We start from the raw sequence: 14,769 nt of genomic DNA, 5'->3' as shown, positions 1-14,769 counted from the left end.
AAGTTACACTTATAGAGGAGATCAGAAATATACAAGGAGGTAGTTGTAATGGCTATTGAATGGGTAAAAGAAGGCAATTACGAAGATATTATTTATTCAACATACAATGGTATCGCAAAGATTTCGATTAACCGCCCTGAAGTACATAACGCATTCCGTCCTAAAACGGTAATGGAGTTAATCAACGCTTTTGCACATGCTCGTGATGATGCAAATGTTGGCGTTATCATTTTAACAGGTGAAGGTGGACGTGCATTCTGTTCTGGCGGCGACCAAAAAGTTCGCGGTCATGGTGGATATGTAGGTGACGACCAAATCCCACGTCTAAACGTATTAGACTTACAACGTCTAATTCGCGCAATTCCTAAACCAGTTATCGCAATGGTAGCAGGTTATGCAATCGGTGGAGGACACGTACTTCATATCGTATGTGACTTAACAATCGCTGCAGACAACGCTGTATTTGGACAAACGGGTCCTAAAGTAGGAAGCTTTGACGGTGGATACGGAGCTGGTTACTTAGCTCGTATGGTAGGCCACAAGAAAGCTCGCGAAATTTGGTACCTATGCCGTCAATACAACGCGCAAGAAGCGCTTGATATGGGCTTAGTAAATACAGTAGTACCATTAGAACAACTTGAAGCAGAAACAGTACAATGGGCAGAAGAAATTTTAGCAAACAGCCCAATGGCACTTCGTTTCCTAAAAGCTGCATTCAACGCAGACACAGACGGTCTAGCTGGTATTCAACAACTAGCTGGAGATGCAACGTTATTGTACTACACAACTGACGAAGCAAAAGAAGGTCGCGACGCGTTCAAAGAAAAACGCCGTCCAGACTTCGGTCAATTCCCTCGTTTCCCGTGATCAAACCAAAAGCGGAGCCGACTGTTTAGCCCCGTTGGCTAAGGTTCTTTCGCACAGAAAGTGTTTTTTACTTTCTCGTGCGGAAGGTTCTTAGACGGAAGGGGCTAGGAGGCGCAGCTGGATGAAACCAAAAGCGGAAGCAGCTCGTTCAGAATGTGAGGGGGATGGAGCTTCTGACGTAGAGGCGCTTTTTGCCTCGTAGGAAGAAGTGAAGCCATCGAACATTCTAGCTGCTGTAGCTGGATGAGATCAAAAGCGAAAGCGGCTCGCTTAGAACAGAGTGTGAGATGGAAACAAAACAACTAAGAGACTTGATGTCATATCAAGTCTCTTTCTTTCATGAAAGGAGAATGAATGATGGAGACGATGCCAAATTGGTTAATGCAACGTGCATTTTTAACACCAGATCGCACTGCAATTGAAATAGAGGAAGAGAAAGTTACTTTTATGCAGCTGCATGAAAAAGTAGTATCTGTTTGTGAACACCTCACGCATGTAGGAGTGAAGCGTGGGCAAAAGGTGGCTGTTCTGATGAAAAATGGTATGGAGATGATTACAGTTATTCACGCCCTATCTTACGTAGGTGCAGTAGCTGTGCTTTTAAATACGCGTCTTTCAAGAGAAGAGCTACTTTGGCAAATGGATGATGCTGAAGTGATTTGTTTAGTGACAGATCAAGATTTTGAGGCTAAAGATATTCCTGTCTATTCATTTGCCGAAGTGATGAATGGACCAAAAGAGGAAGCCTCTATACAAGAAGAATTCTCTTTAAAAGAAGCGATGACAATTATTTATACGTCAGGGACGACTGGAAAACCGAAAGGCGTTATTTTAACGTACGGGAATCACTGGGCAAGCGCGGTTGGTTCTTCTCTTAATTTAGGACTTCGTGATGATGATTGCTGGTTAGCTTGTATGCCGATGTTCCATGTTGGCGGGCTATCTCTTTTAATGAAAAATATTATGTACGGCATGCGCATTTTACTCGTTCCGAAATATGATGCTGATTTTATTCATAAAGCACTTCAAACGAGAGGCGTTACGATTATTTCTGTCGTTTCTAAAATGTTAACTGATTTATTAGAGAGACTTGGAGAAGGAACATATCCATCTTCTTTACGATGTATGTTACTTGGCGGAGGACCAGCGCCGAAACCGTTATTAGAAACGTGTGTTGATAAAGGGATTCCTGTATATCAAACGTACGGTATGACAGAAACGTCTTCGCAAATTTGTACGTTATCCGCGGATTACATGTTAACGAAAGTAGGATCTGCCGGCAAACCACTATTTCAATGCCAACTTCGTATTGAAAAAGACGGCGTCGTAGTACCGCCATTTGCGGAAGGCGAGATTGTCGTAAAAGGACCAAACGTAACAGGCGGTTACTTTAACCGTGAAGATGCGACGCGAGAGACAATTCAAAACGGATGGCTTCATACTGGTGACCTCGGTTATTTAGATGAAGAAGGATTTTTATACGTATTAGATCGCCGCAGTGATTTAATTATTTCTGGCGGAGAGAATATATATCCGGCTCAAATTGAAGAAGTATTGCTTTCTCATCCGATGGTAGCGGAAGCTGGTGTTGTCGGTATGACTGATGATAAATGGGGACAAGTACCCGCTGCTTTTGTTGTAAAAAGTGGAGAGATAACAGAAGAAGAAATTCTTCATTTTTGCGAGGAGAAATTAGCGAAATATAAAGTGCCGAAAAAAGCGTGGTTCTTAGAGGAATTACCACGAAATGCTTCGAAAAAATTGTTAAGACGAGAGTTAAGACAATTAGTGGAGGAGATGTAAGTGGAGATAAAAAAAGCGACACTTCATATAACGGAAATGCCACTCGTCATCCCGTTTGCTGCAAGCTACGGAACGTATGAAAAGCGTGAAAGTATCGTCATTGAATTAGAAGATGAGGACGGGTACATTGGATTTGGCGAAGTCGTTGCATTTTCTGAACCGTGGTATACGGAAGAAACAGTGAAGACGGCGCTGCATGTACTGCAAGACTTTTTATTACCAGATTTATTAAAGGCTGAAATTTCTCATCCGAATGAAGTGCCGAGTTTGTTCCAGCATATAAAAAGAAACCGAATGGCAAAGGCGGGAATTGAAGGGGCTGTTTGGGATTTATATGCGAAGCGTCAAAAGAAATCATTAGCGACATTGCTTGGCGGAACGAAGTCTGAAATTGAAGTCGGTGTTGTGATCGGGATCAATACGATTCCAGTTATGTTAAAACAAATTGAAAAGTATGCGGAAGAAGGATACGAGCGTTTTAAGGTGAAAATAAAACCGGGGCATGATTATGAGTTATTGAAAGAAATTCGTAAAGAGTTTCCGCATATCCCGTTAATGGCTGATGCAAATTCAGCGTATACATTAGCGGATACGGAGAGTCTGAAACGACTAGATGAATTCCAATTGATGATGATTGAGCAACCGCTAGCGGATTATGATTTTCTTGATCATGCACAGTTGCAAAAGAAAATAGAAACGCCAATTTGTTTGGACGAAAGTATCCATAGTTTAGAAGATGCGCGTGTTGCGATTACACTTGGCAGTTGCCAAATCGTTAACATTAAACCAGGGCGAGTAGGCGGATTAACAGAATCAATCCAAATCCATAATTATTGTATGGAGCATAACATACCAGTTTGGTGCGGCGGTATGGTAGAGATGGGGATTTCACGAGCGCAAAATGTTGCCCTCGTCTCATTGCCGAACTTTACGATTCCTGGCGATATATCCGCTTCTAGTAGACATTGGGAGAAGGATATTATTTCGCCGCAAGTGATGCTTGAGGGAGGGAAAGTGATGGTGCCGCAAAGTGTTGATACTGAGTATGAGGTAGATCGCGGGAGACTGGCGGAAATCACGAAGCAGCGGATTGTGTTTGAGCGGTAAGTGGAGTCTTTAAAATAGCGAGAGGGTTTTGTCGTTAATTGTCGGTAAGTCGATATATTTCAATAATCGCCGATATAATTCGAGTTACGATCGATATATTTGAGAAATCGCCGATATATTTTAAGTTATGGTCGATATATGTGCAAAATCGCTGATATAATTTTATTTACAAAGGTTACTCTAACGGGTAGCCTTTTCGTATTGTACAAATTGGATAGACTAGTTTACAATCGAGCGTATAAAAGGGGGAGTAAAATGAAGCGCATTTCCATTTTAATAGCGGATGATGAGGCAGAAATTGCTGATTTAATTGAGATACATTTAGAAAAAGAAGGGTACCACGTCGTGAAAGCAGCTGATGGAGAAGAGGCAATTCATATTATTGAAACGCAGCCAATCGATTTAGTGGTTTTAGATATTATGATGCCGAAAATGGATGGGTATGAAGTGACGCGTCAAATTCGTGCGAAGCATCATATGCCAATCATTTTCTTAAGTGCGAAAACGTCTGATTTTGATAAGGTGACAGGTCTTGTGCTAGGTGCGGATGATTATATGACGAAACCTTTTACACCGATTGAATTAGTTGCACGTGTAAATGCACAATTACGTAGGTTTCTTACGTTAAATCAGCCGAAAGTAGCGGAGAATAAATCTGCTTTAGCGATAGGCGGGGTCGTGATTGATCCTGAGCGAAGAACAGTAAATGTGTACGGAGAACAAGTTGAATTAACACCGAAAGAGTTTGATATTTTATATTTATTAGCGAGTCACCCGAAGAAAGTATACAATGTGGAAAATATTTTTCAGCAAGTATGGGCAGATGATTATTATGAAGGCGGAAATACAGTTATGGTACATATTCGTACGTTGCGGAAAAAACTTGGGGAAGATAAAAGAAAAGATAAGCTAATAAAAACAGTGTGGGGAGTAGGGTATACTTTCAATGGATAACATGATGAAAAGCTTTCGATTTAAAATGATTGCCTTATTTGCGTTAAGTATGGTGCTCGCTGCAACTGTAACTTATATAATTTATAAAGGATTGCAGTTGTATTATAAAACGATGGTTCGCTATGAAGAGCCTTTAGCACAATTTAGGTCAATCGTAAGGGAATTTGGAGACATTAACTTCTTTTTAATTTTCTTTATCCCGTTGTCTATTATCTTTTTCTTCTTTTTGACAAAACCGTATTTAAAGTATTTTAGTGAGATTTCTAACGGAATTCATCATCTTGCGAACGGTAACTTTACGAATAGAGTTCAAGTTTCATCAAATGATGAATTTGGAGACATCGCGCGTGAAATAAATGTTGCGAGTGAAAAGTTAAAAGAAGCGGTGGAAAGAGGAGACTTTGCTGAAAGTAGTAAAGATCAGCTCGTTGTGAACTTAGCTCATGATTTAAGGACACCATTAACATCCGTGTTAGGTTATTTAGATTTAATTCTTAAAGATGAAAATTTAACAAAAGAACAAATTAAACATTTCTCTACAATTGCATATACGAAATCGCAAAGGCTCGAAAGTTTAATTGATGAGTTATTTGAAATTACACGTATGAATTATGGCATGCTAAAGCTGGATAAAAAGCCGATTGATATAAGTGAGCTGCTTATACAGCTAGATGAGGAATTGTATCCGTTATTAGAAAAACATCATTTAGAAGCTAGATTGAATGTTGATCCTCATTTGCCGATTAATGGTGATGGGAAATTGTTAGCTAGAGTATTTGAAAACTTGTTAACAAATGCTGTTCGTTACGGATATGATGGGCAATTTGTTGATTTGAATGGGTATATCGATAATGAAGAAGTTGTCGTACAAGTTATGAATTACGGAGATAGCATTCCAGAAGAGGACTTACCGTATCTTTTTGATATGTTTTATACAGGTGATAAATCGAGGTCAGAAAACCGTGGCGGGACAGGCCTTGGGCTATTTATTGCGAAAAATATTGTTGAACAGCATAACGGGACGATTTCTGCTGAAAGCAATGTAGTTAGAACAATGTTTGAAGTGCGATTGCCAAAAGACGAGAACGTTACAATTTAATAAAAATTTAAACTTTACCCCACTTTTTATTTTAATAGTTTTTTCTATTCTATACGTAAGTTACGTTAAGGAGGAACTAGAAATGAAAAAGTGGGTATTTATTTCTTTTTTTATAGCGTGCACAGTATGTGTAGGCGTTTATATATCACCGTTATTTCAAAAGGAAATTGACGTTAAAATTGTCGAGAAAGATGAGCTAGTAAAGGCAGCAAATACCGAGGCGAAAGAGATTACGAAGGAACAAATTTATAAGGGCGATTTATTATTAGTTAACAGGGATTATCCAGTTAAAAAAGATAGCATTAGGTCTGATATTATAAATGTAAATCATAATAGTGAGTTAGTGAGAGGCTACGTAATATTTGATAGAAATCTTCGTTTATCAAAGGATGTTGTAAAAAAGTTTTTGAACGTTGTCGATGCGGCTGGAAAAGATGGCGTACAACATTTCTTAATGAATAGCGGCTATCGAGATTTCCAAGAGCAAAGACAGCTATATGAAAAAATGGGATCTGACTATGCACTCCCAGCAGGATATAGTGAACATAATTTAGGGTTATCACTGGACGTTGGTTCAACGCAAAAGAAAATGGAGAAAGCGCCTGAAGGAAAATGGATTGAAGAGAACGTATGGAAGCACGGATTTGTTTTACGCTATCCGAAAAATAAAAGTAACATTACAGGCATTCAATATGAGCCATGGCACATCCGTTATGTTGGTCTACCTCATAGTGCAATTATGCAAAAAAAGAAAATTACATTAGAGGAATACTTAGACTTCTTAAAAGAACAAAAAGAAATCACAACCGATGTGGAAGGTAAGCAATATACGGTTTCTTATTATAAAGTTTCCGGGAATAGGAAAGTGAATGTTCCAGCGAATAAGCAGTATGAAATTTCGGGAAACAATATGGACGGGGTTATTGTGACGGTTCAGGAATAGATAATCTTGATTCTCCCATAATAGTGCTCTATCGTGGGAGAATCAAAATAGAGGAACAAGTACATTCCTAAATAATAGAAGAAGTAACCTTTATATGACGAGGATTGTAATTCGTACATTTTCAATGACGTTTATTCAGAGTAAAAAAAATCGGAGCTTCATCAACATTTTTCAGCCATATATACTCCTGACTATGGAAGCTATCTTTCATCCAGACATCGCCTTTATATACATTTGTTTTCTTGCGAAGCCAAGTAAGATAAGGTCCAATAACTTGAGGGTCTTCATCACGTTCATTCTGTTTTGGGAATGAGATTTGTCGCTGTTCTTCTGTTTTTATATTGATCATATAAAGTGTTGTAAACATCGTCGGAACAGGACCTTCTTTCCATGCCTTGTTTTCTTTTGCGCGAGCCACAACGACTGTGTTTGGTGAAAGCCATTCTAAATCAAGGTCTACATAACCTATAGGTGTGTATTCCTTTTGTTGTTTTGCTGTTACCATTTCTGCAATTGTGAGTTTTTTATTTTCTACAAAAAACCTTCCTTCTCCTGAAATATAGGCCAGTTGATTGGCTGATGGAGCCCACTTCATCCAGTCTTTGAACCATAGCATGTTACCAAGCGTTCGAAAGTGTGTCCCTTTTGATGAGATAACACATAATGTATTACTATCCATTGCCAAGGAGGCAGTAGGACTGGCCAAAAAACTAAGCCACTTTCTATCAGAACTCCACTTGAAATAGTTAGTATGCACCGCAAATAAATCAGTTTCATTTGTTTGAATCGTATAAAAAGGCTTTATTTTATCTTTAGCAAGATTTGCATCGACTGGAATTTTATAAAGTGGAACCTTGCCCCATCCAGTCGGACGCAAGCAGGATTGTGAGGAAACAATAAATTCCTTTCCATTCGGGAACCATTCGAAATCACTAACCCCAAGTGATACATTTTCAAAACCGTGCGGGCGACCATTTTTTATTTTTGTAACGTTTAATAAACCTTGATCAGTGTAAGCCAATTGATTTTTGTTTGGCGACCACTTAAAGTCAGATGTTACGACTCTTACATAAGGCTGATAGTTTATTTTCTCCTTCGTATCATAGATGAATAGGTTAGATTTTTTACCCGTTTCATCACTATCAATATAACCAATAAACCTACCATCATAAGACCATTTTGGAGAATACACATATCGATTCTTTGTGATTTGTATTTCTTGATTTCCTTTCTTTATCCATAGCTGATGATCCCGGATAAATGCAGCCGTGAGTGATGGAGGGGCTGCGCTAATCGTTGTTGGTACATACAAAGTGACTAAGGTTATAAATAATAAAATTCGAAATCCCAAGAATATCCCTCCTACTTATAGGTTGTCCGAATATGTAATGAAAACTCTCATTTTAAAAGTAGAGAAGAAAGTAATATAAAATCAAACATTATAACGTTATATTTACTTCTGCCTTTTTTTGTGTTACGCTAAACGTGTGAAAGAGATATAAAAAATGAAACTTTAATGTAAGCGTATTCTTATGGCTTCTTATAGAAAAGGGTGAAGTACAATGACAGAACGATTCGTACTACGTAATGTGAAACGTGTGAACGGGGAAGAGATTGACATTGTAATTGAAAATAATAAAATCGCACAGGTGACGAAAGCAGGTGCTGGCGAGGGTGGAAAGGTTCTTGATTACTCGGGTACTTACGTATCGAGTGGCTGGATTGATTTGCACGTTCATGCTTTTCCAGAGTTTGATCCGTATGGCGATGAGGTGGATGAAATTGGCGTTAAGCAAGGGGTAACGACAATTGTTGATGCGGGTAGCTGCGGAGCTGATCGTATTGCAGATTTAGTAAAAAGTAGAGAGCAGGCGAAAACGAATTTATTTGCCTTTTTAAATATTTCTCGCATCGGTTTGAAACGAATTGATGAATTATCCAATATGGAATGGATCGATAAAGAGAAAGTAATAGAAGCAGTAGAAAAGTATAAAGATGTAATCGTTGGGTTAAAGGCGAGAATGAGTAAAAGCGTCGTTTGTGATAGTGGAATTGAACCGCTGCATGTAGCGCGCTCTTTATCCCGTGAAACATCATTACCGATTATGGTACATATCGGTTCAGCGCCTCCTCGCATTGAGGAAGTTGTACCTCTTTTAGAAAAAGATGATGTTATTACACATTACTTAAACGGGAAAGAAAATAATTTGTTTGATGAAGAAGGTAAACCGTTACCTGTGTTACTAGATGCAGTGAATCGCGGCGTTCATTTAGATGTTGGGCATGGTAATGCTAGTTTTTCTTTTAAAGTAGCAGAGGCAGCAAAGCGTCACGATATTGCCTTTAATACAATTAGTACAGATATTTACCGGAAGAATCGCGTGCACGGTCCAGTGTATAGTATGGCTCATGTTCTTTCAAAATTCCTTTACTTAGGTTATCCGCTAGAAGAAGTGATTGATGCGGTGACGAAACATGCGGCAGAATGGCTTAAGAAACCTGAGCTTGGCCGTATTCAAGAAGGAGATATTGCAAATTTAACTTTATTTACGGTGAAAGATGAGAAGATTACGTTAATAGATTCAGAAGGGGATCAGCGCATTGCTGAAAGAAGAATTGATACGAAAGGGGTTGTAGTCAATGGGTTATTCATTGAATGCTAAGTACGGATTAAAAAGAGTAATAAATGCGAGTGGTAGAATGAGTATTTTAGGTGTATCCGCTCCGACAGATACAGTTATGGATGCAATGAAACATGGGGGACAAAATTATGTGGAAATTGCTGATTTAGTAGATAAAGCAGGAGATCATATTGCGAGAGTTCTAGATGCAGAGGCAGCGGTCGTTGTGAATTCAGCATCGAGTGGAATTGCGCTTTCTATCGCAGCAATTGTGACAGAAGGAAATCGCCGTAAAAGTGAAAGACTTCATCAAGAGGTCATCGCGAAAAACGAAGTGATTATGTTAAAAGGTCATAACGTTCAATACGGTGCTCCTGTTGAAACGATGATTTACTTAGGCGGAGGAAAACTTGTAGAAGTTGGCTACGCAAATGAAGGGAAAGCAGAGCATATTGAAGATGCAATTGGTGAAAATACAGCAGCAATTCTTTATGTAAAATCACATCATGCCGTGCAAAAAAATATGATTTCTGTTGAAGAAGCATGGGAAGTTGCGCAGCGAAATAATGTACCACTTATCGTCGATGCGGCAGCTGAAGAAGATATTCAAAAATATGTGAAGTATGCAGACCTTGCCATTTATAGCGGTTCAAAAGCAATTGAAGGACCTACTTCTGGTATTGTTGGCGGGAAACGAAAATATATTGAGTGGCTGAAAGTGCAATTACATTGTATCGGAAGAAGCATGAAAGTTGGGAAAGAAACAACTTTTGGTTTACTTCAAGCACTTGATGAGTACGGAGTAAAAGAAGATAAGAGTGAACAAGAAAAAGAGTTGTTACAAGTACTTATGCCGCTAAAAGAATTAAACGGTGTAAATGTAACGATCGTTCAAGATGAAGCGGGAAGAGCAATCTTTAGAGCCCGTATTCATATTAACGAAAAAGAGTTAAATAAATCGGCAAAAGACGTTGTGACAGCATTACGCGAAGGGGAAATCGCGATTTATACACGTGATTACGGAGTAAGACAAGGATTCTTTGATATTGATCCACGTCCACTTCAAGGTGATGACATACATGTGATTGAAGAAAAATTGAGAGAAATTGTAGGGGGAAACTAAAATGACAAACATTCAAAAACGTTTTTATAAAGGCCGCGTAGCATTAAATGTATTAGCGCACAATATCGAAAATGCGAAAGATATTTTTGAAGCAGCAGAAGGTTATGTAGTAGTGGGCGTATTATCAAAAGATTATTCAACAGTAGAAGAAGCTGTTACAGCGATGAAAGCATACGGAAAAGAAATTGATGATGCTGTATCGATCGGACTAGGAGCAGGAGATAATCGCCAAGCAGCAGTTGTAGCTGAAATTGCGAAACATTATCCAGGTAGCCATATTAACCAAGTATTCCCTTCAGTTGGAGCGACACGCGCAAATCTTGGCGGAAAAGATAGCTGGATTAATAGTTTAGTATCGCCAACAGGAAAAGTAGGGTACGTAAATATTTCTACTGGTCCAATTAGTGCAGCTGGAGAAGAAAAAGCAATCGTTCCAATTAAAACAGCGATCGCACTTGTACGTGATATGGGCGGAAATTCATTGAAATACTTCCCGATGAAAGGGCTAGCTCATGAAGAAGAATATCGCGCAGTTGCGAAAGCTTGTGCGGAAGAAGGATTCGCATTAGAGCCAACGGGCGGAATCGATAAAGAAAACTTTGAAACAATTGTACGTATTGCGCTTGAAGCAAACGTAGAGCAAGTGATCCCGCATGTGTACTCTTCTATTATTGATAAAGAAACTGGCAATACGAAAGTAGAAGATGTTCGTGAATTATTAGCAGTCGTGAAGAAGTTAGTTGATCAATATGCGTAAGAAAATTGCAGCATTCGGTGAAGTAATGATGCGCCTGCAAGTACCAGGATATGAATTGTTATCGCAAGCTAATACATTAAAATACTCATTTTCTGGTACAGGTGTGAACGTTGCTGCAGCACTTTCTCATCTCGGGCATGAAGGGCTTCTTATTTCTACTTTACCGGAAAACTCGGTTGGAGATGCTGCATTATCTTACATTCAGAAATTAGGCGTGCAAACCTCGCTTGTTTCAAGAGGCGGTAAATATGTCGGCATGTACTTTTTAGAAAATGGATTTGGCGCACGTGCAAGCCGCGTTACATATTCGAATCGATTAGAAAGTAGCTTCAATACGGCATGTGAAGAAATGTATCAATTTGAAGAAATCGCGAAGGAAATTGATATCGTTCATTTTTGCGGGATTACACTTGCGATGAATGATACGGTGCGTCATCATATGAAATCTTTAGCGAAAGCAGTTAAACAAAACGGAGGCACTGTCGTTTTTGATTGCAATTATCGTCCATCACTTTGGGGAAAAGATGGGTACGAGCAGGCGAAACCACATTATGAAGAAATGTTAGGGCTAGCTGATATTGTAATGATGAACGAAAAAGATGCAATGTTTGTTTTAGGAATGAAAACAGAAGAAACGGAGCGAGAGGCGCAACTTGTTGATCTTATTCCAAAGGTAGCTGAAACGTATAGTATCGCTACAATCGCTGGTACACATCGCTCTATTAATAGCGATAATACACATTCCCTTCGCGGATTTATATGTAAAGATGGTGCGTTCACTTTTGCAAAAACACTTACGTTTTCTGTATATGATAGAATAGGTGCTGGAGATGCTTATACGAGCGGGATTATTCATGGCGAGATAGAAGAGTTTGCACCAGAGAAAGCTGTTTCATTTGCGTCAGCAGCTGGAATGCTTGCACATACAATCGTCGGTGATACGCCAATGTCATCAGAGAAGGATATACTTCGGGCAATGACGGCATCAGTAGGTGATGTAGAAAGGTAGTGGGTGTAACGGTGAACGTAACGAGAAAAAAAGGACCATTATATTTACAAATAAAAAACATTATTCGTGATCGAATATTGCATGGTGTATATGCAATTCATACAAATATTCCTTCCGAACCGCAGTTAGAAGAAGAGTTCAAGGTGAGTAAAATTACAGTACGAAATGCGATTAAAGAACTCGCTCAAGAAGGGTATTTAGAAAAGAAAAGCGGTAAAGGAACGAAAGTCATCCGTAACACTTCTGCGACAAAACTGTCAAAGGGTAAGAAATTTACTGAAGTGTTAGTGGAAGAAGGATATAAAGTACAGAAAAAATTGCTAAAAGCAGAAATTGTTCAGAATGAAGAAGGAACAGTGCCATTTCGATTATTCGGTAAAGAGAGTTTTCGTATTGAACGTTTATATACGTTAAATGATGCACCGTACATTCATTATACGCACTATTTCTCAGCGAAAATGGCAAGTACAGATTTATCGGATTTTGATTTGCAATCGCTTTATGATTTAGTTGAAGACCGAGGCATTCATTTAGAAAACTTTAGAGATGAATTCGCTGTTGGACTTGCGCCTAGTTTCGTTGCAGAAGCGCTAGGTGAAAAAGAGGGCACAGCGCTATTAAAACGTATGCGTTACTCTTACGATGAAGTTGGCGAAGTAATTGAATATAGCGAAGGCTACTACAATACAGAAATGCAGCATTATGTAGTGAATTATGACGTATAAAAAAGAGGGTATTCGCCCTCTTTTTTTATAAAGTAAGGGGAATGAAAAATGGATATATACTTATTAATCGTCACGTTACTTGCAATTGCGATTGTTATTTTAGGGGTATCATGGTGGAAATGGCATGCATTTATTAGTTTAACAGTTGCGAGTTTATTTTTAGCGATTATGTCTGGACTGAACTTAACGAAGATAGTGACTGCCTATGAAACTGGTGTTGGTAGTGTACTAGGGCATTTAGTTGGTATTTTAGCTCTCGGAACAATTTTAGGGAAAATGATGTCCGATTCAGGGGCCGGCATGCAAGTGGCAGATTTCTTTATTCGATTTTTCGGTGTAAAGAAACTACCGTGGGCTATGTTATTTGCAGGGTTTGTTATAGGGATTCCCGTCTTTTTTGAAGTAGGGATTGTCATTTTATTACCACTTGTTATTTCAATTCGAAAAACAACGAAACAAAACATATTATTAATTGCTTTACCTGTTATTGCTGGGTTATCTATTGTTCACGGGCTCGTGCCACCACATCCAGGGGCGATGACAGCAATCGGTATTTATAACGCGAACTTAGGAAAGGTACTTTTATATTCATTACTTATCGCGTTACCAACAGCCATTATCGCAGGACCGATATTTGCAAAGTGGGTACATAAAAGGGTTATACCTGAAAATGAACCAGAGCTTATTCGAGTTACGACTGTCTCAACTGATTTACCGAGTCGTAAAGTTTCATTCTTTATTATTTTATTACCAGTTGTATTGATGATTTTATCGGTCGTTGCACCATATATTTCATTACCGAAAAAGATGACTGAATTTTTTGTGTTTATTGGAAGTCCAGTAATCGCTTTACTTATTTCATGTTTCGCAGCATTTTATTTACTTGGAATAAGACAAGGAATTAATAAAAAGATGATTAAAAAATTAACAGACGAAAGTTTATTACCGGTCGGTTCCATTATTTTAATAATCGGTGCAGGCGGTGGATTTAAACAAATATTAATTGAAAGCGGCGTTGGAACGGCGATTGCGCAAATGGCAGAACATATATCGTTATCACCAATTGTGTTAGCTTTCATGGTAGCTGGATTAATTCGAATCGCAACAGGTTCAGCGACAGTAGCATTAACGACAGCAGCAGGAATTGTTTCACCAGTTATTCAGCACATGTCTGGTGTGAATTTAGAGTTGCTTGTTATTGCAACCGGAGCAGGTTCATTAATGTTTTCTCACGTAAATGATGCAGGGTTCTGGCTTGTAAAAGAGTATTTAGGTTTGACGGTGAAGGAAACATTTAAAACGTGGACGGTACTGGAGACATTGTTATCATTTATCGCATTTGGTTTTGCGCTTTTATTGAATATGTTTATTTAGGAGATACCTTAACAGGTATCTTTTTTTGATCAAGCCCAATTCCTAAAACAAGCCCGTTTTTAAGTAAGCCAAGCTTCCTATTCGCCCTGAAAACATAATATAAATGGAATCCCCTCATTTAGAGCAAGGTGAACTTGTTATGAATGATACTAAAGGAGGAATAGAGTAATGAGCGAAAAGTGTGAACACAGACATGATGATTGTAACCGCAGACATGGGTGCGGAGGCGGTTTTGCGCTTCTAATCGTATTGTTTATTTTATTAATTATCATCGGTGCTAGCTGCTTCGGTGGCGGAGGCGGTTGTGGTTATGGCGGTTACGGCGGCTACGGATATGGTGGCTACGGCGGATATTGCTGCTAATTAAAAACTATTGAAAATGGCCTT

Annotated in this window: 14 protein-coding genes; 13 read left to right on the top strand and 1 reads right to left on the bottom strand. The window is 38.8% G+C overall.

Features of this window, described 5'->3' with window-relative positions:
• Positions 1–48 precede the first annotated feature (48 nt).
• From menB to ACTFNE_RS24720, 6 genes are all read left to right on the top strand, one after another.
• Positions 49–867, top strand: coding sequence for a 1,4-dihydroxy-2-naphthoyl-CoA synthase (menB, locus tag ACTFNE_RS24745; protein ID WP_270705646.1), 819 nt, complete (start codon positions 49–51; stop codon positions 865–867).
• A 357-nt stretch (positions 868–1,224) separates the two neighbouring features.
• Positions 1,225–2,670 carry an o-succinylbenzoate--CoA ligase gene (locus ACTFNE_RS24740; protein ID WP_046199484.1) on the top strand — a complete coding sequence of 482 codons (1,446 nt, stop codon included), beginning with the start codon at positions 1,225–1,227 and terminating at the stop codon, positions 2,668–2,670.
• Entirely contained in the window at positions 2,671–3,777 is a 1,107-nt protein-coding gene (gene menC / locus ACTFNE_RS24735; RefSeq protein ID WP_046199483.1) for an o-succinylbenzoate synthase, read from the top strand.
• Between the two features lie 255 nt (positions 3,778–4,032).
• Positions 4,033–4,731: a response regulator transcription factor gene (locus ACTFNE_RS24730; protein WP_046199482.1), complete on the top strand. Its 699-nt coding sequence runs from the start codon at positions 4,033–4,035 to the stop codon at positions 4,729–4,731.
• Positions 4,724–5,830, top strand: a complete 1,107-nt coding sequence (locus ACTFNE_RS24725) for a HAMP domain-containing sensor histidine kinase (protein ID WP_000369658.1) — start codon at positions 4,724–4,726, stop codon at positions 5,828–5,830. The genes ACTFNE_RS24730 and ACTFNE_RS24725 overlap by 8 nt, the downstream gene beginning before the upstream one ends.
• A gap of 82 nt (positions 5,831–5,912) precedes the next feature.
• Positions 5,913–6,773 (top strand): D-Ala-D-Ala carboxypeptidase VanY, encoded by an 861-nt coding sequence (locus tag ACTFNE_RS24720; RefSeq protein WP_046199481.1) that lies wholly within the window; start codon positions 5,913–5,915, stop codon positions 6,771–6,773.
• Between the two features lie 121 nt (positions 6,774–6,894).
• On the opposite strand, the gene ACTFNE_RS24715 is transcribed toward ACTFNE_RS24720, so the two are convergent.
• A complete protein-coding gene (locus ACTFNE_RS24715; protein ID WP_046199480.1) occupies positions 6,895–8,124 on the bottom strand; it encodes a hypothetical protein in 1,230 nt (409 codons plus the stop codon).
• 211 nt (positions 8,125–8,335) lie between these two features.
• Between ACTFNE_RS24715 and ACTFNE_RS24710 the strand changes: the two genes are divergently transcribed.
• From ACTFNE_RS24710 to ACTFNE_RS24680, 7 genes are all read left to right on the top strand, one after another.
• Positions 8,336–9,436, top strand: a complete 1,101-nt coding sequence (locus ACTFNE_RS24710; RefSeq protein ID WP_046199479.1) for an amidohydrolase/deacetylase family metallohydrolase — start codon at positions 8,336–8,338, stop codon at positions 9,434–9,436.
• Positions 9,414–10,517: a DgaE family pyridoxal phosphate-dependent ammonia lyase gene (locus tag ACTFNE_RS24705; RefSeq protein WP_046199478.1), complete on the top strand. Its 1,104-nt coding sequence runs from the start codon at positions 9,414–9,416 to the stop codon at positions 10,515–10,517. Before ACTFNE_RS24710 ends, ACTFNE_RS24705 begins: the two co-directional genes overlap by 23 nt.
• 1 nt (position 10,518) lies before the next feature.
• The gene (gene dagF, locus ACTFNE_RS24700) at positions 10,519–11,274 is read left to right on the top strand and encodes a 2-dehydro-3-deoxy-phosphogluconate aldolase (RefSeq protein ID WP_046199477.1); all 756 of its coding nucleotides are present in this window, start codon (positions 10,519–10,521) and stop codon (positions 11,272–11,274) included.
• Positions 11,267–12,283, top strand: a complete 1,017-nt coding sequence (locus ACTFNE_RS24695; RefSeq protein WP_046199476.1) for a sugar kinase — start codon at positions 11,267–11,269, stop codon at positions 12,281–12,283. Before dagF ends, ACTFNE_RS24695 begins: the two co-directional genes overlap by 8 nt.
• Positions 12,283–13,008, top strand: a complete 726-nt coding sequence (locus ACTFNE_RS24690; RefSeq protein WP_000539282.1) for a GntR family transcriptional regulator — start codon at positions 12,283–12,285, stop codon at positions 13,006–13,008. Before ACTFNE_RS24695 ends, ACTFNE_RS24690 begins: the two co-directional genes overlap by 1 nt.
• Positions 13,009–13,056: 48 nt before the next feature.
• Positions 13,057–14,382 (top strand): gluconate permease GntP, encoded by a 1,326-nt coding sequence (gntP, locus tag ACTFNE_RS24685; protein ID WP_000356177.1) that lies wholly within the window; start codon positions 13,057–13,059, stop codon positions 14,380–14,382.
• A gap of 168 nt (positions 14,383–14,550) precedes the next feature.
• A complete protein-coding gene (locus ACTFNE_RS24680; protein WP_001290395.1) occupies positions 14,551–14,745 on the top strand; it encodes a YjcZ family sporulation protein in 195 nt (64 codons plus the stop codon).
• Positions 14,746–14,769: the final 24 nt, after the last annotated feature.

Origin of the sequence: Bacillus cereus group sp. MYBKT111-2, assembly GCF_051915205.1 — a bacterium.
GTDB classification, from domain to species: Bacteria; Bacillota; Bacilli; order Bacillales; family Bacillaceae_G; genus Bacillus_A; species Bacillus_A paranthracis.
This window is presented reverse-complemented; position numbering and strand designations above follow the sequence as displayed.